The 18,796-nt window shown below is 72.4% G+C and carries 17 protein-coding genes; 7 read left to right on the top strand and 10 right to left on the bottom strand.

The genetic code is table 11. The annotated features are described in order from the left end of the window. Window positions 1–68: 68 nt before the first annotated feature. The 4 genes from JFN87_RS07415 to JFN87_RS07400 form a co-directional block, all read right to left on the bottom strand. Window positions 69–2,099 (bottom strand): dipeptide ABC transporter ATP-binding protein, encoded by a 2,031-nt coding sequence (locus JFN87_RS07415; RefSeq protein WP_209339100.1) that lies wholly within the window; start codon window positions 2,097–2,099, stop codon window positions 69–71. A gap of 61 nt (window positions 2,100–2,160) precedes the next feature. Beyond that, a complete protein-coding gene (locus JFN87_RS07410) occupies window positions 2,161–3,066 on the bottom strand; it encodes an ABC transporter permease (RefSeq protein ID WP_209339099.1) in 906 nt (301 codons plus the stop codon). Then, window positions 3,063–4,013 (bottom strand): ABC transporter permease, encoded by a 951-nt coding sequence (locus JFN87_RS07405; protein ID WP_209339098.1) that lies wholly within the window; start codon window positions 4,011–4,013, stop codon window positions 3,063–3,065. Before JFN87_RS07405 ends, JFN87_RS07410 begins: the two co-directional genes overlap by 4 nt. Further along, on the bottom strand, window positions 4,010–5,857 hold the full coding sequence (locus JFN87_RS07400) for a peptide ABC transporter substrate-binding protein (RefSeq protein WP_209339097.1): 1,848 nt from the start codon (window positions 5,855–5,857) through the stop codon (window positions 4,010–4,012). The genes JFN87_RS07405 and JFN87_RS07400 overlap by 4 nt, the downstream gene beginning before the upstream one ends. A 270-nt stretch (window positions 5,858–6,127) precedes the next feature. Here JFN87_RS07400 and JFN87_RS07395 point away from each other — a divergent pair, with 270 nt between their 5' ends. Together JFN87_RS07395 and JFN87_RS07390 are read left to right on the top strand one after the other, a co-directional pair. After that, complete coding sequence (locus JFN87_RS07395) at window positions 6,128–7,270, top strand: ROK family transcriptional regulator (RefSeq protein WP_209339096.1); 1,143 nt, start codon at window positions 6,128–6,130, stop codon at window positions 7,268–7,270. A 175-nt stretch (window positions 7,271–7,445) separates the two neighbouring features. Further along, window positions 7,446–9,023, top strand: coding sequence for a M81 family metallopeptidase (locus JFN87_RS07390; RefSeq protein WP_209339095.1), 1,578 nt, complete (start codon window positions 7,446–7,448; stop codon window positions 9,021–9,023). Here JFN87_RS07390 and JFN87_RS07385 read toward each other — a convergent pair. Further along, the gene (locus JFN87_RS07385) at window positions 9,004–9,426 is read right to left on the bottom strand and encodes a GNAT family N-acetyltransferase (protein WP_209339094.1); all 423 of its coding nucleotides are present in this window, start codon (window positions 9,424–9,426) and stop codon (window positions 9,004–9,006) included. The genes JFN87_RS07390 and JFN87_RS07385 overlap by 20 nt on opposite strands. A gap of 53 nt (window positions 9,427–9,479) precedes the next feature. Between JFN87_RS07385 and JFN87_RS07380 the strand changes: the two genes are divergently transcribed. Continuing rightward, complete coding sequence (locus JFN87_RS07380) at window positions 9,480–9,851, top strand: DUF488 domain-containing protein (protein WP_209339093.1); 372 nt, start codon at window positions 9,480–9,482, stop codon at window positions 9,849–9,851. Between the two features lie 461 nt (window positions 9,852–10,312). Here the strand turns inward: JFN87_RS07380 and JFN87_RS07375 are convergent, their stop codons facing one another. Together JFN87_RS07375 and JFN87_RS07370 are read right to left on the bottom strand one after the other, a co-directional pair. Continuing rightward, the gene (locus JFN87_RS07375) at window positions 10,313–12,301 is read right to left on the bottom strand and encodes a family 20 glycosylhydrolase (protein ID WP_209339092.1); all 1,989 of its coding nucleotides are present in this window, start codon (window positions 12,299–12,301) and stop codon (window positions 10,313–10,315) included. Window positions 12,302–12,339: 38 nt separating this feature from the next. Further along, window positions 12,340–13,089: a sugar isomerase domain-containing protein gene (locus JFN87_RS07370; protein ID WP_209339091.1), complete on the bottom strand. Its 750-nt coding sequence runs from the start codon at window positions 13,087–13,089 to the stop codon at window positions 12,340–12,342. Between the two features lie 185 nt (window positions 13,090–13,274). On the opposite strand from JFN87_RS07370, the gene JFN87_RS07365 reads away from it, so the two are divergent. The 3 genes from JFN87_RS07365 to JFN87_RS07355 all read left to right on the top strand — a co-directional run bounded on the left by JFN87_RS07365 (window position 13,275) and on the right by JFN87_RS07355 (window position 16,384). Beyond that, window positions 13,275–14,162, top strand: coding sequence for a MurR/RpiR family transcriptional regulator (locus JFN87_RS07365; RefSeq protein ID WP_209339090.1), 888 nt, complete (start codon window positions 13,275–13,277; stop codon window positions 14,160–14,162). A 39-nt stretch (window positions 14,163–14,201) separates the two neighbouring features. Further along, window positions 14,202–15,182, top strand: coding sequence for an N-acetylglucosamine kinase (locus JFN87_RS07360; protein ID WP_209339089.1), 981 nt, complete (start codon window positions 14,202–14,204; stop codon window positions 15,180–15,182). A 128-nt stretch (window positions 15,183–15,310) separates the two neighbouring features. Then, window positions 15,311–16,384, top strand: coding sequence for an isocitrate/isopropylmalate dehydrogenase family protein (locus JFN87_RS07355; RefSeq protein WP_209339088.1), 1,074 nt, complete (start codon window positions 15,311–15,313; stop codon window positions 16,382–16,384). A 17-nt stretch (window positions 16,385–16,401) separates the two neighbouring features. Here JFN87_RS07355 and JFN87_RS07350 read toward each other — a convergent pair whose 3' ends face one another. The 3 genes from JFN87_RS07350 to JFN87_RS07340 form a co-directional block, all read right to left on the bottom strand. Beyond that, window positions 16,402–17,124, bottom strand: coding sequence for an MBL fold metallo-hydrolase (locus JFN87_RS07350; protein WP_209339087.1), 723 nt, complete (start codon window positions 17,122–17,124; stop codon window positions 16,402–16,404). Window positions 17,125–17,270: 146 nt separating this feature from the next. Further along, complete coding sequence (locus tag JFN87_RS07345) at window positions 17,271–17,585, bottom strand: branched-chain amino acid transporter permease (protein ID WP_209339086.1); 315 nt, start codon at window positions 17,583–17,585, stop codon at window positions 17,271–17,273. Beyond that, complete coding sequence (locus JFN87_RS07340; protein WP_209339085.1) at window positions 17,578–18,279, bottom strand: AzlC family ABC transporter permease; 702 nt, start codon at window positions 18,277–18,279, stop codon at window positions 17,578–17,580. Before JFN87_RS07340 ends, JFN87_RS07345 begins: the two co-directional genes overlap by 8 nt. Window positions 18,280–18,360: 81 nt before the next feature. On the opposite strand from JFN87_RS07340, the gene JFN87_RS07335 reads away from it, so the two are divergent. Next, window positions 18,361–18,789: an Lrp/AsnC family transcriptional regulator gene (locus JFN87_RS07335; protein WP_209339084.1), complete on the top strand. Its 429-nt coding sequence runs from the start codon at window positions 18,361–18,363 to the stop codon at window positions 18,787–18,789. Window positions 18,790–18,796 lie beyond the last annotated feature (7 nt).

The following is an 18,796-nucleotide window of genomic DNA, read 5'->3' as shown; positions in this document are numbered from 1 at the left end:
TGCGGGGCCGGCGCCGCTCAGGCGCTCGCCGCGCCGGGGAGCACGCCGCGCTCAGGCGCTCGCAGCGCTCACGCGGCGTCCTGCAGGGCCCCTCCGGCCAGCGGGAAGTGGCACGCCACCTGGTGTCCCTCGCCGGCCGGCGTGGTGACGGCGGGCTCCACCTTCGCGCAGATGTCCTGCGCGATCGGGCAGCGGGTGCGGAAGCGGCAGCCCGACGGCGGGTTCGCCGCGGACGGCGTCTCGCCGCCGAGCGGGGTACCACCGTCGCCCGCCGCCTCCGGGTCCGGCACGTTGACCGTGTCGAGCAGGCCGCGCGTGTACGGGTGCAGCGGCCGCGCGTACACCTGGTCGGCCGGCCCGCACTCGACGAGCTTGCCGAGGTACATGACGCCCACGGTGTCCGCGAGGTAGCGGATCACGGCGAGGTCGTGCGAGATGAACAGATACGTCAGCTCGCGGTCGCGCTGCAGTTCGCGCATCAGGTTGAGGATCTGCGCCTGCACGGACACGTCGAGCGCGGAGACCGGCTCGTCGGCCACGATGAGCTCGGGCGACAGCGTCAGGGCGCGGGCGAGGCCTAGCCGCTGGCGCTGGCCGCCGGAGAACTCGTGCGGGTAGCGGTCGACCGCGCCGCGCGGCAGGCCCACCGCGTCGAGGAGCTCGGCGACGATCTTGTCCTGCTCGGCGCGGTCGCCTGCGCCCTGGATCACGAGCGGCTCGCGCAGGATCGTGCCGACGCGCATGCGCGGGTCCATCGCGGCCGTGGAGTCCTGGAACATCAGCTGGATGGACTTGCGGTGGCGGCGCCGCTCCGCCCTGGTCATCGTCGCGAGATCGCGGCCCTCGAACGTGATGGAGCCCGACGTCGGGTCCTCGAGGCCCGCGACCATGCGCCCGATGGTGGTCTTGCCGCAGCCGGACTCGCCCACCACGCCGAAGGTCTCCCCCTTGCGCACGGTGAGCGTGACCCCGCCGACGGCGCTGACGGTGCCGCGGCCGCGCGCGAAGGGCCCGCCCCTGAGCGGGAAGTCCTTGCGCAGGTCGGTGATCTCAAGCAGCGGCGCGCCCGAGGTGACGGCCGGGGTGTGGCGCTGGCCGCCCGGTGCCACGTCGTCGAGCGGGTCCGCCGCATCGAGGGGCACCGGGTGGAAGCAGGCGAACGCGTGGTCGTCGCCGGTGAGGGCCGGCTCCTCGGTGCGGCACACGTCGGTGGCGTACGCGCATCGCGCGGCGAAGCGGCAGCCGTGCTGCTCCACCGCGAGGTTGGGCGGCAGGCCGGGGATCGTGCGCAGCTCGGTAGCGCCGATGACGGCCTTCTCCGGCAGGGCGGCGAACAGCGCCTCCGTGTAGCGGTGCCTGGGCGCGCGGAACAGCGACCGCACGCCCGCCGTCTCGGCGATCTTCCCCGCGTACATCACGGCGACCCGGTCGACGCGGTTGGCGATCACGCCGAGGTCGTGGGTGACGAGGATCATCGCCATGCCGAGGCGGGAACGCAGGTCGTCGATGAGCTCCAGGATCTGGTGCTGCGTGGTGACGTCGAGCGCCGTGGTGGGTTCGTCGGCGATCAGCAGCTTCGGCTCGCACACCAGCGCCATGGCGATGGCGACGCGCTGCCGCATGCCGCCGGAGAGCTGGTGCGGGTAGTTCTTCATGCGCTCGGCGGGCTGGGGCATGCCGACGAGGCCCAGCATGTCCTGGGCGCGCGCCCAGGCCTCCTTCTTGCCGATGTCGTGGTGCAGCAGCAGTGGCTCCGCGACCTGGGCACCGATCGTCATCGTCGGGTTGAGGGAGGTCAGCGGGTCCTGGAAGACCACGCCCATCGTGTTGCCGCGCACGTCGCGCAGTTTCCTGTCGCCGCCTGCGATCAGGTCGTCGCCGTCGAAGCGCACGCTGCCGCGGGTGACGGAGCCGCCGCTCGGCAGCAGGCCGAGGAGGCTGAGCGCGGTCATGGTCTTGCCGGAGCCGGACTCGCCGACGACGCCGAGCGCCTCGCCGGGCGCGAGGTCGAAGTTGACGCCGTCGAGTGCGTGGACGGTCCTGTCACGGCTCGCGATCTCGACGTGCAGGTCGTCGACGCTGAGCAGGGGTTCGCTCATGGCTGGGTCCTTAGTGCGAGGGGGGCCGTCGTGCGAGGGGCCGTCGTGCGGGGTCGGTCCTTCACTTCTTCTGCAGCCGTACTTCGAAGGCGTCCCTGAGGCCGTCGCCGATGAAGTTGAAGGCGCCGACGACGAGGACGATCGCGATGCCCGCGGGGAAGATCATCCACCAGTAGCCGTTCTGGGTGTAGGTGATGCCGGAGGACAGCATCGAGCCCCAGTCCGTGGCGGGCGGCGGTATGGACAGGCCGAGGAAGGCCAGGTAGCTGACGTAGAGGATGGCGTCGGCGACCTGGAAGGTGGCGTTGACGATGACGGTGCCGATGGCGTTGGGCACGATGTGGCGGAACACGGCGCGCGCGCCGCCGCCGCCCATCATGCGCATGGCCTGCACGTACTCGCGGTCGCGCAGGGACAGCGCCTCGCCGCGCACGAGGCGTGCGGGAGAGAGCCAGGCGACGGCCGCGATGATCAGGATCAGGATGGTCTTGCTCGGGGTGATGATCGCGGAAACGACGACGAGCAGGAACATCGCGGGGATGGCGAGCGCGGCGTCCGTCACGCGCATCATCACCGCGTCGACCCAGCCGCCGAAGTAGCCGGACACGGCGCCCCATACGGTGCCGAAGAGCGTGGCGAGCACACCGGCGGCGAGGCCCACTTCGAGGGACGACTGGCCGGCCACCATGAGACGGCCCACCAGGTCGTAGCCGAGGTCGGTGGTGCCGAGCAGGTGGCCAGGCGCGCCGGGCGCCAGGCTCGCCTGCGACAGGTCGGTGTGCACCTGGTCGGTCGGGTGGACGAGCGGCCCCACGTAGCAGAACAGCAGGAGCAGCACGAGGACGACGACGCCGGCCAGAGCGAGCTTGTTGCGGGTGAAGACCTGGACGGTGCGCCGGGCGAGCGACGGGGTGGCCTGCGCGGCCTCCTCGTGCCCCGGGGCGACGGCGGGTGAGATCACGCTCATGACACGCTCCGGATGCGGGGGTCGAGTACGGCATAGACGATGTCGGTCACCAGGGACCCGACGACGGTGGCGACGCCGACGACCAGCGTCACGCCGAGCAGTACGGGGAAGTCGCTGCCCTGTGCCGCGTTCCAGAACAGCAGTCCCATTCCGGGGTAGTTGAACATGGACTCGACGACGAGCGCGCCGCTGAACAGGGTCGGCAGGTAGAGGCCGAGCAGGGTGACCAGCGGGATCAGCGCGTTGCGCAGGACGTGCTTGGCGAGGATGCGCCGGCTCGACTGGCCCTTGGCCATCGCGGTGCGCACGTACTCCTCGGTCAGGTTGTCCAGCGTCGCCGAGCGCATGTACCGGCTGAACATCGCGATGATGCCGAGCGCCATGGTGGCGATGGGCAGGATCATGCCGGAGAAGCCGCTGAAGATGGAGCCGATCGACGTGCCCTGTGGTGCCTCGGCGGGGAAGATCGGTATCGCCTGGCTGAAGACGATGATGAGGATGAGGCCGAGGAAGAACACCGGGGTGGCGTACGCGAGGAACGCGCCCGCGGTCAGCAGGTAGTCGGCGGGCTTGCCGCGGCGTACGGCCTGGAGCAGGCCGAGCGGCACGGCGACGGCGACGGCGACGATGGTCGCCAGGACCGTCAGGATCAGTGTCTTGGGCAGCCGCTGCCCGAGCAGGGAGCTGACGGACTCGTTGAGCTTGTACGACTCGCCGAGGTTGCCGTGGAAGAGGCGGACGAGGTAGTCCCAGTACTGCACGGGCAACGGGTTGTTGTAGCCCTGGACCTCGTTGAAGTGCGCTATCTGCTGCGGTGTGCCCTTAGGGCCGAGGATGGCGCGTGCCGGGCCGCCGGGCAGGGCGTGCAGCAGCAGGAACACGATGATCGTGACGAGGAAGAGGACGACCAGTGCCTGCAGCAGGCGCTTGACGAGAAAGCCGGTCACTGAGCGGCACCCTTCTTGACGTAGTACCAGCTCTGCGGCGAGAACGTGGCGGTCGGGTTCTGCTCGACACCGCGCAGGTCGTTGCGGATGACCGAGACCTGGTAGGCGGGGTTGGGCATCCACATCACCGGGAGCTGCCGCGCGAGGTACTCGCCGTAGGCGTGCATGGCGTCCGGGTCGGAGGAGTACAGCACCGCGTGGATCAGCTTGTCGGCCTTGGGGTCCGAGTAGTTGCCGAAGTTGGCCGAGGCGCCGGTGGAGAACAGCTCCTCACCGCTCGGGTTGAGCGGGAAGTACCAGCTGCCCGCCGTGCCGAAGAAGGACATGTCCCAGTCGCAGCCGGGGTCGTTCGCCTCGCAGGGCACGGAGTTGCCGAGGACGGAGTTGAGCGGCTGCTGGCGCACCGTCAGGTCGATGCCGGCCTTGCTGAGGGAGGACTTGAGCACCTGCATCATGTTGGTCGTCTCGGTGGAGCCCGACTGGGAGAGCAGGGTGAGCTTCAGCGGCTCGTCCTTCTTGATGCCGGCCCCGCACTCGTCGGCGCCGGTGCCGGGCCTGGTGCACACGGCCTGCCCGTCTCGGTCGGTCCAGCCGTGCGAGGTGAGCAGCTTGCGGGCGGCGTCGACGTCGTACGGGTAGTCGTTGCGCGCCATGGCGGGCGAGAGGTACTGCGTCTTCGGGTAGGCGGGCACGGGGCCGAGCGTGGGCTTCGCGCTGCCCTGCCAGACGACGTTGCTCATGCCCTTCTGGTCGACGAGGTGCTGCATGGCCTGGCGGATGTAGAGCTGGCTCATCTCAGGCCCGGCGTGGGTGGAGTTGAAGTTGTAGACGATGTAGCTGACGGCCCAGCCCGTCCAGGGCGCTATGCGATAGCCGCGCTTCTCGAACTGCGCCTTCTGCGCGAGTACGGACGGCGGGATGTAGCCGTAGTCGACGCCGCCTGAACGCATGACGTTGTACTCGGAGTCGGCGGTCGTGAACGGCTTGAAGACGACCCTGTCCAGGTGCGGGTGCTGCGTGCCGGTGTACTTGGGGTTCGGCACGATGGTGACCTGGCCGGTGTCCCGCCAGCTCGCTATCTTCCACGGCCCGTCCACGGTCTGCCACAGCGGGTCGCTGCCGTACGAGCCCAGGTTCTTGGAGTGTGCCGTGAGCCGGGCGAACACGGCCTTGGCTCCCGCGGTGGTGCGGTCCCAGTCGCCGATCCTGCCGCCGTCGGTCTTGGCGTCCCATGCCTGCTGGGGCAGGGCACGCATCAGGGTGAGCTGGTTGGCCGTGAACCAGTCGGGGTTGTACGAGCGGTCGAGGTGCAGCCGGATCGTGTGGTCGTTGACGATCTCGAACTTCTTGACGTCGTCCGGCATGGTGCCGACCGTGTAGCTGGCCCAGTCGGCCTTGTCGGCCTTGACCATGTTGAACCAGAACTCGATGTCCCTGGCCGTGACGGGAGTGCCGTCGGACCACTTGATGTCGGTGCGCAGCGGCACCGTCACCGTCTTGTCGCCGTCGCTGTACACGGGCTTCCTGCCCAGCGTGCCCGGGCCGGTGGGCACGAGGTCGCTGCCCTTCTGCACCGCGTCGTAGACCGGCATGAAGAACAGGGCCTGGAGCGAGGAGTTGTACGTCGCGCTGAAACCGGGCGGACCGATGGGGAAGATCCAGTTCGGCGTGGCGGCGGGCGGCAGTGCCATGGTGACGGTGCCGCCCTTGACCGGCGTGCCGCCGGTGGGGGCCATGTCGATCGCGCCGCTCTCCCGCGTGCAGCCGGAGAGCACTACGGCGAGTGCGGCGGCAAGCGCTGCGGCGACGGCGCGAAACCGCGCGGGTGAACGCCCTGAGCGCATGTAGGGGCCTCCATCGGTCCGGCGAAAGGCCGACTCATCGTTCGGCCAAGGATGGGTGAAAGTTAGGTCCGTGAGGAAAAGTAAGTCAAGAGGATGGAGGGTAGATCACAGCTCCGACTTGTCCATATTGGTGAGCATTCATACCGTTTAGCGCCTCATGATCATCGAAAAATCTTTCCAGAGGCAGTGGCGAAAGTGCCGTCCGTGTCGGTAACTTGCATCGAAGACCGCCCGACTTGATGCAACATTCGAAATAAGACAGGGGACCCGATGACGGACAGTGCCTCGACGAAGGACATCCTCCGCATGGTGTCCACGGGCGCGGCCGCCTCACGGGCCGACCTGGTGCGGGAGTTGGGCCTCGCCGCGTCGACCGTCTCCCTGCGCGTCCAGGAGCTGGTCGCCGCCGGGCTCCTGACCGAGTCGGGCGAGGGCGCCTCACGCGGCGGCCGCCGTCCGCGGCTGCTCAGCGTCCGCCAGCGCGACGACGTATGCGTGGCCGCCGACCTCGGCTCGCACCACGGCCGGATAGGCGCGGTCGCCCTCGACGGCACCGTCCGGGACGTCGACGAGCACCACCACGACCTGACGGCGGGACCCGAGCCGTCCGTGGACTGGCTCGTCGAGCATCTCGGAGCGGCGGCCGAGCGGCAGCGCGACGCCGGCAGGACCGTGTCCGGCGCGGGCATCGCGTTCCCGGGTCCCGTGGACGCGGAGGGCCGCGTCCAGACGCCGTCCAGGATGCCGGGGTGGCACCGCTACCCGCTCGCGGAGGTCCTCTCGCAGCGGCTCGGCATGCCGGTCACCGTCGACAACGACGCCACGCTCATGGCGGTCGGCGAGCACCTCACCGCGCGCCAGGACCTCAGCCATCTGGTCGTCGTGAAGGTCGGGCGCGGCATCGGCTGCGGTGTGATCTCCGCGGGCGGTGTCTACCGCGGCGCGAACGGCGCGGCGGGCGACATCAGTCACGTGCGGGTCGACGCGGCCGAGGAGCGCCCGTGCTCCTGCGGCAACATCGGCTGCCTGGAGACGGTCGCGAGCGGGGCCGCGCTCCAGCGCGAACTGTCGCTCCAGGGCCCGGCCGTGGACGGCACGACCGACCTGCTGCGGCTCGTCGCCGACGGCGACCCGTACGCGACGACGCTGGTGCGCGCGGCCGGGCGCCACATCGGCACCGTGCTGAGCGTCGTCGTCAACTTCTTCAACCCGCAGGCGGTGGTGCTCGGCGGCGCGCTCGCCGTGGCGGAACCGCTCGTCGCCTCGGTGCGCGGGGTGCTCTACGAGCGCTGCCTGCCGATGGCCACGGCGGGCCTGGAGATCACCACCACCGTCACGGGCCGGGACGCGGGCCTGCTCGGCGCGGGACTCACCGTCCTGCGCCGAGCGCTGCCGCACGCGCGGCTCGGCTGACACGCACGGCTCGGCCGGCACGCACCGCTCGGCCGGCACGCACCGCTCGGCCGGCACGCACCGCTCGTCCGGCACGCACCGCTCGGCCGGCACGCACCGCTCGGACGGCTATGCACCGGGCACCGACCTACCTCCGTCACACCACCACTCCACACCGGATCCGGAGAGCACCACCATGACCACCGCCACCCACACCCGCCGGCTGCGCATAGCGATCGGCGGCATCGGCATCGAGTCCTCCACCTTCTGCCCGCACCGCTCCACCGCCGACGACTTCCGGCAGACGCGCGGCCAGGACCTGCTCGACCGCTACACGTGGACGCAGCCGGACTCCGACCTCGCGGGCCTGGTGGAGTGGGTGCCGCTGCTGCACGCGACCGCGCTGCCCGGCGGCCCCGTCGAGGCCGCCTCCTACCTGCTGCTGAAGGACGAGCTGGTGGAGCGCGTGCGCGCGGCCGGCCCCCTGGACGGCATGGTCTACGACCTGCACGGCGCGATGAGTGTGATCGGCCTCGCCGACGCCGAGGGCGACCTCACGGAGGCCGTGCGCGCCGCGCTCGACTTCGTCGGCACGCCGGGCGACCCGGACCACGGGCGGCCGCTGATGTCCGCGGCGATGGACCTGCACGGCAACGTCTCCCGCCGGTTCGCCGAGCCGCTCGACCTGCTCACCGCGCACCGGATGGCCCCGCACGAGGACGCCTGGGACACCCGCGAGCGCGCCGCGCTCAAGCTCGTGGAGCGGCTCGCGCTGCCGGAGGAGCGGCGCCGCCCGCACCGCGCGTGGGTGCAGGTGCCCGTCCTGCTGCCCGGCGAGAAGACCAGCACCCGGCTCGAGCCCGCGAAGGGCCTGTACGGCCGGCTCCCCGGCATCGAGGCCAAGCCCGGCATCGTGGACGCCGCGATCTGGGTCGGCTACGCGTGGGCCGACCAGCCGCGCTGCCGTGCCGCCGTCGTCGTGACCGGGGACGACGCGGAGCTGGCGGCGGCCGAGGCCGAGTCGCTTGCCCGCGAGTACTGGGACGTGCGCCGCGACTTCGTGTTCGTGGGCCCGACGGGCACGGCGGACGAGTGCATCGAGCGAGCCGTGGCCTCGGACAAGCGCCCGTTCCTCATCTCCGACTCGGGCGACAACCCGACGGCGGGCGGCGCGGGCGACCTCGCCCACATGCTCGGCAAGCTGCTGGAGCGCGAGGAGATCGCCTCGGGGAGGGTGACCGCCGTGCATCCGGGGATCATGGACCCGGCGGCGGTCGCTGCCTGCTTCGAGGCGGGGGTCGGCGCGGAGGTCACTCTCGGCATCGGCAACAAGGTCGACACCACGCAGGGCGGCCCCTACGAGCTGACCGGCAAGGTCACCGCGCTGCAGAAGGCGGCGGACAAGGCGGACGGGGCCGAGGGCGGCGCCTACGACCGCGGCTGCGACATGGCCGCGATCACGACGGGCGGGCTCACCGTCGTCGTCACCGAGCGGCGCAAGCCGTTCCACACGCTGGCCGACTTCACGGGCCCGGCCGAGGGCGGCCTCGGCATCGACCCGCGCACGTTCGACCTGGTCGTCGTGAAGATCGGCTACCTGGAGCCCGAACTGTACGACATGGCCGCGGACTGGCTGCTCGCGCTCACGCCCGGCGGCGTCGACCAGGACCTGCTGCGCCTCGGCCACCACAAGGTCGCCCGCCCGCTGTACCCGTTCGACGACGACGCGTACGAGGACGGCACGGGCCCCGACCTCACGCCCGTCCTGCTCTGAGCGGTGCGCCGGCCCCCGGCCCCGACAGGTCGAACTCCATGACTATCTCGTCGTGCAGCTCGATGCCGTGGTGGCCGCGCAGCGGAATGGACGGCTTCAGCTCGCGTGCCGCGTCCACCGCGCCCGCCGACACGGCGGCGATGCGGAGCCCGCGCCGCTGGTAGAACCGCAGAGCGTCGAGGTTGTCGTTGGACGTGACGAGCCACAGCCGCGGCGCCCCCGCATCGCGCGCCCGCCGCACGGCCTCGGCGAGCAGCGCGGTGCCGGCGCCCGACCAGCGGACGGTCGCGTCGAGGGAGACCACTTCGAGGCCGCGCTCCGACACCCGGTAGGTGAGCAGCCCGCACACCGCACCGTCGCGTTCGGCCATCAGGGCGGGCAGTGCGGACGCGTCGAACGCCACGCCGTGCGCGACACGACTGGCGTCGACCTCTCGCCCGGCCGGAGAATGGGCGCATGAAGACAGGACCCGATGTGCGTGCGGCCCGTGTGTACGACCCGCCCGGGCCGGACGACGGCGCGCGTGTCCTGGTGGACAGGCTGTGGCCGCGCGGCCTTTCGAAGGAGACCGCGCGGCTGGACGAGTGGTGCAAGGACGTCGCCCCGTCCACGGAACTGCGCCACTGGTACGGGCACGACCCCGCGCGCTTCGCGGAGTTCACCGCGCGCTACCGCGCCGAGCTGGCCGAGCCGGGGCGCGCCGCGGCCCTGGAGCGGCTGTCCGCCTGGTGCGAGCGCGGCCCCGTGTCGCTCCTGACCGCCACCAAGGAGGTCGACCTCAGCCAGGCCGCCGTTCTGACGCGTGTCCTGACCGAGGGGGCGGCGTAGCCGCCGTGCTGTACAGCCCGAGCGTGGCCAGGCGGGGCCGTGCGCGGGCGGCGGTGACGCGGACGCGGAGCGCGCGTGCGGTCACCGGCTCGGCCAGGGGCAGGATGCGCGCGTAGCCGATGGTGGTGCCCGTCGGGATCTCCGTCCACCCCGTGCCCGTCCAGGCGTCGCACGCGAACCGCTCCACGTGCTGGCCCCTGGCGATGTCCTCGCCCAGACGGACACGGTCGAACGTGGTGTCACGCGAGCCGCAGCTCCAGCGTTCCCGTGTGCGCGGGTTCGGCGCCGGCCAAGAGGTTGCGGCCGTACGTCCGTGCCACCGTGCGGCCGAATGCGGTGAGCGCGGCCACGGAGACGGGCCGGCCGGCCGGGTGGGCGCCGCCACCGCCGGGACGGGGGTGAGCGCGGCGGCTCCGGCAACGGCGCCCGCGGCCAGGATCCCTCGACGGCTGATCATGACGTCACCTTCCATGCCGTGTCGCGGCCGGAGCCTGGGGGGTGAGGTGCCAGACGGCGTGCCGCGCGGTGTCACGCGGCTGCTGGACGGCGGCGCCCGCGGTGGTGACGGTGAGGGCCTGCTGGGTGATCGCGTCGACCAGCCGGTAGCCGCCGGACGCCGGTTCGAGCTGCCACTTCTGCGAGGCGGCGGCGGAGCACGTCTCGGCCGTCGCGGCGGCGCCCGCCCGTTCGACGACGTGCATCGCGTTGGATGCGCCGCGCGACACGTCGGCGCACAGGCCGCTGGCCGTGTCGAGGAGGCGGTAGTAGCCGTCGTCGGTCTTGGTCAGTCGCCAGGCGGCGGCCTGCTGCTTCCCGTGCACGGCGCTCAGCGGGGTGCCGGGCGCCGGAGACGGGCCCGCGGTGAGGCCGGCGCCGGTCGCCGAGCGCAGGCCGTACGAGCCCTCGGGCACCGGTTGCGTCCAGGCGGGTCCCCAGCCGGGTGCGTGGCCGACGGTGGCGGCGAGGGCGGTGAAGCCCGCGTAGTCGCCGGTGGGTTTCGGCCCTCCCCAGGCGCCCTGTGCGAACACGCGCAGCGAGTCGAACATCCCTTGCTGCGCCTGGTTCTCGGTCTCCTTGCCGTAGTTGTCGGGCCACACCATGTACTCGGCGCCCGTGATGCCGTCCTGGTGCGAGGTGGCCGTGCCGTCGGCGAAGTCGGAGGGCGTCCAGCCCTCGTCGTACAGCTTCTTCGCGTCCGGCCGGTAACTGCCGCGCACGTAGTACAGCGCGTCGCTCGCGTTCATCACCCGGTAGCCCTGGTCGAGGAGTTGCTGGGAGGTGACGGGCTCCGGCAGCCAGTGCTCGACGACGACGTCCTTGTTGAGCGGCACGGTGTTCTCGCCGGTGAGGCCGTCGTTCCAGATGCGCAGGGTGCGGCCCTTGGACCGTACGTACGCGTCGACGCGGTTGACGAAGTCGATGTAGGCGTCCTGCGGTGTGGCGCCGGGGCCGAACTTCTGCCGGGCGTAGGCCAGCAGTTGGGGGTAGTGGGAGTACGCGGAGCGGATCATGTACTCGTCGGCGCCCATGTGGAAGTAAGGACCGGGGAACACGGCGAGGTCGGCGTCGATCAGGTGGGTGTAGAAGGTGAACGCGTCGGGGTCGGTGATGTCGAGCCGTGTCGGGTCGGGGGCGCCTGTGGTGTCGGCGAGCTGGAGATCCGGGTAGGGCGTGAGGTAGGGGTCCATGTGGCCCGGGGAGTTGATCTCCGGGCTGACGGTGATGTGGTAGCGGGCGGCGAGCGCGACGATGCCGCGTACCTCACGCGGTGTGTAGTAGGAGAAGGTGTTCACCGCGGCGTACTCGACGCTCTTGACCTTGAGTTCCAGATGCAGTGTGTTGAGTTTCAGGTACGCCATGTCCTTGATGAGGCGGGTCAGCCAGGCGTCCGTGTTGTACGTGTAGCAGGCGCACACGCCGACGGCGCGCTCGCCCGACGACGGTACGTCCGTGGTGTGCCCCGTCGGCAGCGCCTTGGACGTGCGCAGCTCCTGGAGGAGTGTACGCGTCCCGTAGAAGACGCCGGCGCTGCCGTGGCCGGTGACGCGCACCCGGTCGGTGACCGACAGCGCGTAGCCCTCCGCCCCGAGGTCGCGCCTCGCCGGGTCGACGCGGAGCACGATGTCCCCCGGCCTCGACCTGCCGTGCGTGACGGGCACGGCGTGGCCGAGGAACTCGCGCAGTTCGCCGGCGAGCAGGCGCGCGGTGGCCGTTCCCGCCGTGTCGGTGTCGATGCGGGTACGGGCGCCGAGCCGCAGCGTGCCGCCGCCCGGCGTCCACTGGTGCGGCGCGGGGATCACGGCGGGGGCGGCGGGCTCGGGGGCGCTCGCCGCGGTGGCGGGGGCGGCGCCGGCGAGGCCGGCCGCGAAGAGCCCGACGGCGGTGAGGAGCGAGGTGAGGTGTCTCGCGCGCGGGCGGCGTGCGCCGTCCGTTCGGTCGCGACGGTTCATGCGTGCTCCAGGTGGGAGGGGATGGCGCGGCGAACGCGTCAGGCGGTCCTGCGGATCCGGCCCTTGTAGCGGTCTTCCAGTGCCTGGTTGTGCTCGTCCCCGCCGGGCACGTTTGCGGAGAGGTACACGGGCGGGGTCACCCCGGCGTCGGTCAGCAGCCGCACCACCTCGGCGTTGATCATCTGGGCGAGGTAGGCGGCGGTGATGGACGAGACGGCGCAGGCGGCGCCGCCTCCCGGCAGGGGCAGCAGCGCGTCGCCGAACGGCGCGCCGTTGTCGAGGACCACGTCGGCGAAGTCGGTGAGGCGCTTGCCCGAGGGGTGGCGCGAGTCGACGCGCGCGGTGTGTTCGAGGCTGGTGAGCGCGATGAGCGGGTGACCGCGCTCGGCGACGATCCTGGCCATCTCCACCACGCAGCCGTTGATGCCGGAGTTGGACGCGATGACGAACACGTCCTCGGGGTGCGGCGCCGTCAGCTCGTAGAGCCGGTGGGCGATCGACGGGTCGCGTTCGAGTGTGGGGTCGGCGAGCAGCTCGTGGGGCGCGCCGCCGTGGAGCACGAGGTCGCGCAGTGCGATCTTGTTGGTGGGGACGAGGCCGCCGGCCCTGCCCGCGATCTCGGTGGCCAGCGACTCGGAGTGGCCGGTGCCGAAGGCCTGGACCACGCCGTCGCCGCGCAGCGCCTTCGCGATCAGCTCCGCCGCCGAGGCGACCGCTTCCGTGTGCGTGGCGACGACCCGGTCGACCACGGCACCTGCCGCCGCGAGGAATTCCTGACTGTCCGGCACCCGAGGCTCCTAGGGAGTCGCTGGGACAAGGCGTGAAGAATTTTTCTCTTCGCGCATGGCATTTTTCTCTTCGCCGGATGACTGTGCGCGCCCCTCCGCGTCAAGTCAAGGGTGCGGAAGGGGAATCGTGGTGCACGGGAAGGCGTATTGTGAAGAATTATTCTTCGTTGCGGGAGGCTCCCTCGATGGACACACTCATCGGCCACGCGGACGGCGGGATCGTCGGCCGCATTCGTGAGCTGCTGCCCGGACTGCCCGAGGCGCAGCGCACGACGGCCGAACTAGTCCTCGACGACCCCGCCGCGGCCGCCCGGATGACCATCGTCGACCTCGCGGAGGCGTGCGGGGTCTCCACCGGCTCCGTCACCCGCTTCTGCCGGACGCTGTCGCTGCCCGGGTACGCGGCGCTGCGGCTGGCGCTCGCGTCCGACACCGGGCGCTCGGAGCGCGAGACGTGGCAGGACAACATCGGCCGGGACATCTCGGAGAGCGAGGGGATCGGCGAGGTGGCGGCCGCGATCTCGGCGGGGGTGCGGCGCGCCGTGGGCGAGACGCTCGCGCGCGTCGGCCTCACGGCGGTGGAGGACGCGGCGACGTCGATCGCGGGGGCGCGCCGTGTCGAGGTGTGCGGGGCGGGCGGAAGCGGCAGCATGGCCGCCGAGTTCCAGCAGCGCGTGTACCGCATCGGCGTGCCCGCCTGGTGGTCGGCCGACACTCAGGTGGCACTGACCGGCGCCGCGCTCCTCGGCCCCGGTGACGTGCTGCTCGCACTGTCCCACAGCGGACGCACACGCGAGGTCACCGACCTGGCGGCGGAGGCCGCGTCGCGCGGGGCGACGACGGTCGCCGTGGTCGGGGACCGTACGTCGCCGCTCGCCCGCCGGGTCGACACCGTACTCGCGACGACCGTGACGGACGACGGCCCCGCCGGGCACACGATCCTCAGCCGGCACGCCCAGATGGCCGTGCTCGACCTCCTCTACATCGCGGTCGCGCAACGCACGTACGGCCAGAGCACGGAGGCGATGGCCGCGACGAGCGAGGCCGTGCGGCCGTACAAGCAGGACCGTTGAGCGGGCTCGCCACCGGAGACATGAGGCAGGAGCGGCAGTGTGACGGCACACGACCTCGTTCTCGGCATCGACGCGGGCGGCACCCGCACCCGCGCGGCCGTCGCCACCGCGGCCGGCGGCGACGAGCCGCCGCTCGGCACGGGCACGGCGGGTCCTGGCAACGCCCTGTCCGTGGCGCCCGACGTGCTCGCCGCCCACCTGCGGCAGGCCGTCGCGGACGCCGTGCCGCCCGCGCTGCGCCCCGCGGTGCGCTCGGTGGCGGCGGGGCTCGCGGGGTGCTCGGCGCTGCCGGGCAACGTGGGCGCCGACCGTGCCAGGGCCGCACTGGGGAGCGCGCTCGCCGAACTCGGCGTGCGGCCGGACCGGTTGAGCGTCCACGGGGACACCGAGATCGCGTTCGCCGGCGCTCCGGGCGCGCCCGCCGACGGTCTCGTGCTGATCGCGGGTACGGGCGCGGTGGCGGCCAGGATCACGGGCGGGCGCACGGTCGCCACGTCCGACGGCGACGGGTGGCTGCTCGGCGACGACGGGAGCGGCTTCTGGATCGGCCGCAGGGCGGTGCGGGCCGCCCTGGCCCAGCTCGACGGGCGCGGCGCGCCGACCCTGCTGGCCACGGCCGTCCACGCCTACTACCTGGACGGGCCGGCGCCCGGTGGCCCGTCCGGCGCGCAGGTCCTGCGGGAGCAGCTCGTCCAGGCGGTGCACGAACGGCCGGTGCTCGACCTCGCGGCCCTCAGCCCTGCCGTCGCCGACGCGGCACGCCGGGGCGACCCGGTGGCGCGGCGGATCATGGCGGAGGCGGCGAAACGGCTCGCCGGGACGCTCGCGTCCCTCGGCCCGCGGCCCGGCGACCCGCTCGTCACGACGGGCGCGTTGCTCGGCCCCGGCGGCGTCCTGCTGCCCGCGCTCCGCCGCCGGCTCACGCCGTACGGGGTGGCGCCGCACCCGGTGCCCGACGGTCTGCCCGGGGCGCTCGCGCTGGCGCGTGCGGCCCTGACGGGGGCCGGCGCGGGCGGCTGAGAGCTGACGGCTGACGGACGGTGCCCTCGGCCCGAGGGATCGCGGCCGCGCGCCGCGCGCCGCGGCTACGATCGACGCGGATCCGCGACGGCCGCCCGCCGGCCGGTCCCGCGGCGAGAGGGGGAATCGTGACCGTCCACGACATCGCGGTGATCAGAGGCGACGGCATCGGGCCCGAGCTGATCGACGCGGCGCTCACCGTCCTCGAGAAGGTCTCCGACACGTACGGCTTCGACGTCGGCATCACGGAGGTCGACGCCGGCGCGGGCACCTACGAGCGGACCGGCACCGCGCTCCCGCCCGAGGGACTGGCCGCCGTGCGGGCCGCCGCCGCCACGCTGAAGGGACCCGTCGGGCTGCCGTCGGTACGCCTGCCGGACGGCACGGAGGCGGGCCTGCTGGGCGGCGTCCTCAGGTCCGGACTCGACCTCTACGCCAACGTGCGTCCGATCGAGCTGCTCCCCGGGGTCCATTCGCGGCTGCGGGCGAGGCCCGGCAGCATCGACTACGTCATCGTGCGGGAGAGCACCGAGGACCTGTACGCCTCCCGCGCCAAGGACGTCGGCACCGCGACGGCGATGGCGGACTCCCTGCGCGTCACCCGGCGGGGGTGCGAACGCATCGCGCGGTTCGCGTTCGACCTGGCGCGCACACGCTCCGGCTCACGGCCCGACCGGGTGCGCAGGGTCACCTGCGTCGACAAGGCGAACGTCCTGCGGAGCATGTACCTCTTCCGCCAGGTCTTCCTCGAAGTGGCGGAGGACTACCCGGACATCCAGGCGGAATGCCTCTACGCGGACGCGGCGGCGCAGGCGCTGGTGATGACGCCCGAGTACTTCGACGTGGTCGTCACCGGGGACATGTTCGGCGACATCCTCAGTGATCTGGGCGGCGGCACGGTCGGCGGCATCGCGATGTGCCCGTCGGGCGACGTCGGGGACGGCCCCGCCTGCTTCGAGCCGCTCCATGGCAGCGCCCCGTCGCTCGTGGGCCGCAAGAAGGCCAACCCCACGGGCCAGGTCCTGGCCGTGGCGATGATGCTCGACCACCTCGGCGAGCGGGCCGCCGCGCGTGCGGTGCGCGAGGCGGTGCGCGGCGCGCTCGACATGGGCACGGTGAAGGTGGAACGGGACGGCCGCTGCGACAGCGGCCCGGCGGCGGCCGCTGAGGCGATCGCACGCGAGGTACAGCCCGACGCCTGACGCGCGGCCGCCGTGTCTCAGAGCCAGTCGTCCTGCGGGGTGGCCGCGGTCAGGGTCTTCGCCGCGTCCACCGTCAGCGGATCGCCGTGGGGCACGCAGACCGTCCCCGGCTCCAGGGCCGCCAGCCTGCGGAAGGAGGCCACCGCCGCCGCCCGGTCGACGTTGAACGGGCCGAGCACGGCGCGGCCCTCCACGGTGGCGATCGTGTCGCCGGGGAACAGCACCCCCGTGTCGGGGAGGTACAGCGCGATGGACCCCGGCGTGTGCCCGGGCACGTGCAGGACGCGGACCGCCTCGCCCCAGTCGTCCGGACTGTCGCCGTCGCGCAGCTCCGCGTCCACCCGGACGGGTGGGTGCGGCGGCGCCCCGGTGGAGGCGAGCCCGGCCATGATCTGCTCGTGCAGCGTCCGCTCCTTCTCGGTGTGCACGGGAGGCGGCTCGGGCCGCTCGCCGCTGATGTAGGGGGCGTCGGCCGCACCGGCGAGCACCCGGGCCCCCGTGGCGGACACGAGGTCGGCGGCCGACCCGGTGTGGTCGAGGTGGGAGTGGGTGAGGACGATCAGCCGTACGTCCCGCGGCTCGCCCCCGAGGGACGCGACGGCGTCGAGGATCGCGGGGGCGCTGCCCGCCACGCCCGTGTCGACGACCGCGAAACCGCCGCTCGCCAACCGTACGAGGTGAACGTGACCGACGGGGAACGGGAGTTGCCAGACCCGCGCGCCGAGCTGGATGAGTGCCATGCCGTGACGCTACCCGGCGATCACACCGCGGGCCGGTCGCAGGCCGGGGCTTACGCCACGGGCGGATTGCGCGCACAGCACAGCGCACAGCACATCGCGCACCCCGCGCCGCGGCGGGGAACTGCCCAGCCGGTCAGTGCAGCCGGTCAGTGCAGCAGCAGGAACACCGTCGTTCCGGCCGCGATGGAGAGCAGGGTGGAGCGCCGCCACGTCTGGAGGGCCACCGTCACGGCGGTCGCGGCGAGTTGGGCGATCCAGTCGGCCGGCACGGTGTGGGACGGCGGGCACAGCAGGTACACCAGCAGGATCGTCATGAGTCCCGCGGGCAGCAGCCGCCCCACCACCTGCGCGACGCGGGCCTCGCGCAGACGGCTCGCGATGGTGAACGGCAGGGCGCGGAGCGCGAACGTGATGGGTGCGGCGACGGCGATGACCGCCGCGACGCGGGCGGGCTCAGGCATCGCGCACCGCCGCGCGCTCCCCGTAGGCCGCGGCGCCGACGGTGCCCGCGACGAACAGCCCCATGGCCACGAGCAGGAACTGCCCCGGCGCCACGAGCCAGGCCACCAGCGCGCACCCGAGCGCGTACAGCGGCACGCGCGCGGAACGCAGCGCGCGCACCGCCTCGGTGGCGAGGACGGCGAAGAGCCCGGTCAGCACCCAGGAGAGGTCGGGCAGGTGGGCCGCCACCGCGCCCCCGACCGTGGCACCGAGCACCCCGCCGCCGACCCAGTAGGTCTGCAACAGGATCTGCATGGCTATGAGTTGCGGTCCGCTCAGGTCGCGGCCCGGTGGCACGGACGTCAGGGCGTACGCCTCGTCGATGAGGGCGAACATGCCGTAGGCCCGCGCGAGCGGCCCGGCCACCCGGTGCAGCGGGAACGTCAGGCAGTAGAAGACGTGGCGCCCGTTGACGAGCAGCGTGGTCACGGCGACCGCGGCCGGCGACACGGGGGTGGCCGCGGTCGCCGCGGCGAGCAGCAGGAACTCGAGCGAGCCCGCGTAGATCAGCCCGCCGAAGGCAGGCGCCCACCACCAGGCGAGCCCCGACTGAACGACCAGTACGCCGAAGGCGATCCCCAGCGGCACCATGCCGAACGCGCAGGGCAGCGTCAGGCGCGCGACCGTACGGAACGAACGTGCGGTTTCCATCATGCCGGCAAGCCTAGGCGGGCGAGCGCGCACGATGGTTGCCTTAAATTGCCCGCCATCGCGCTCTCGCGCAATAATCCACCTGTGGATGACCTCGATCGCGCCATCATCATGGAGCTGGAAGCGGCCGGCCGTATCAGCAACGCGGAGCTCGCGGCACGCGTCGGCCTCACCCCCGCCCCGTGCCTGCGCCGGGTCCGCCGCCTCGAAGAGGACGGCGTGATCACCGGCTATCACGCCCGGGTGGATCCCGAGGCGACGGGCCGCGGCTTCGAGGTGCTGGTCAACGTGGACCTCGTCGTGAAGGACCGTGCCACGGTGCTCGCGTTCGAGGAACGCGTCGCCTCGTTCGACGAGGTCGTCGAGTTCCGCCGCATGTTCGGCCTGCCCGACTACTTCGTGCGCATCGCCACCGAGTCCATCGAGCACTACGAGGAGTTCGTGACCCATGTGATGGACGTGCCGGGCCTCGCACGGGTCGACTCGCACCTCACGATGAAACGCATCAAGTGACGCGCGG

It is taken from the genome of Streptomyces montanisoli (assembly GCF_017813245.1).
GTDB classification, from domain to species: Bacteria; Actinomycetota; Actinomycetes; order Streptomycetales; family Streptomycetaceae; genus Streptomyces; species Streptomyces montanisoli.
Note: the sequence above shows the minus strand (reverse complement) of the source record. Positions and strands in the feature narration are given on the sequence as shown.

Excerpts from the sequence above, each read along its gene's own strand:
- JFN87_RS07415 (WP_209339100.1), bottom strand. The coding sequence starts at position 2,099 with ATGAGCGAACCCCTGCTCAGCGTCGACGACCTGCACGTCGAGATCGCG.
- JFN87_RS07410 (WP_209339099.1), bottom strand. The coding sequence starts at position 3,066 with ATGAGCGTGATCTCACCCGCCGTCGCCCCGGGGCACGAGGAGGCCGCG.
- JFN87_RS07400 (WP_209339097.1), bottom strand. The coding sequence starts at position 5,857 with ATGCGCTCAGGGCGTTCACCCGCGCGGTTTCGCGCCGTCGCCGCAGCG.
- JFN87_RS07395 (WP_209339096.1), top strand. The coding sequence starts at position 6,128 with ATGACGGACAGTGCCTCGACGAAGGACATCCTCCGCATGGTGTCCACG.
- JFN87_RS07390 (WP_209339095.1), top strand. The coding sequence starts at position 7,446 with ATGACCACCGCCACCCACACCCGCCGGCTGCGCATAGCGATCGGCGGC.
- JFN87_RS07380 (WP_209339093.1), top strand. The coding sequence starts at position 9,480 with ATGAAGACAGGACCCGATGTGCGTGCGGCCCGTGTGTACGACCCGCCC.
- JFN87_RS07375 (WP_209339092.1), bottom strand. The coding sequence starts at position 12,301 with ATGAACCGTCGCGACCGAACGGACGGCGCACGCCGCCCGCGCGCGAGA.
- JFN87_RS07365 (WP_209339090.1), top strand. The coding sequence starts at position 13,275 with ATGGACACACTCATCGGCCACGCGGACGGCGGGATCGTCGGCCGCATT.
- JFN87_RS07350 (WP_209339087.1), bottom strand. The coding sequence starts at position 17,124 with ATGGCACTCATCCAGCTCGGCGCGCGGGTCTGGCAACTCCCGTTCCCC.
- JFN87_RS07345 (WP_209339086.1), bottom strand. The coding sequence starts at position 17,585 with ATGCCTGAGCCCGCCCGCGTCGCGGCGGTCATCGCCGTCGCCGCACCC.
- JFN87_RS07340 (WP_209339085.1), bottom strand. The coding sequence starts at position 18,279 with ATGATGGAAACCGCACGTTCGTTCCGTACGGTCGCGCGCCTGACGCTG.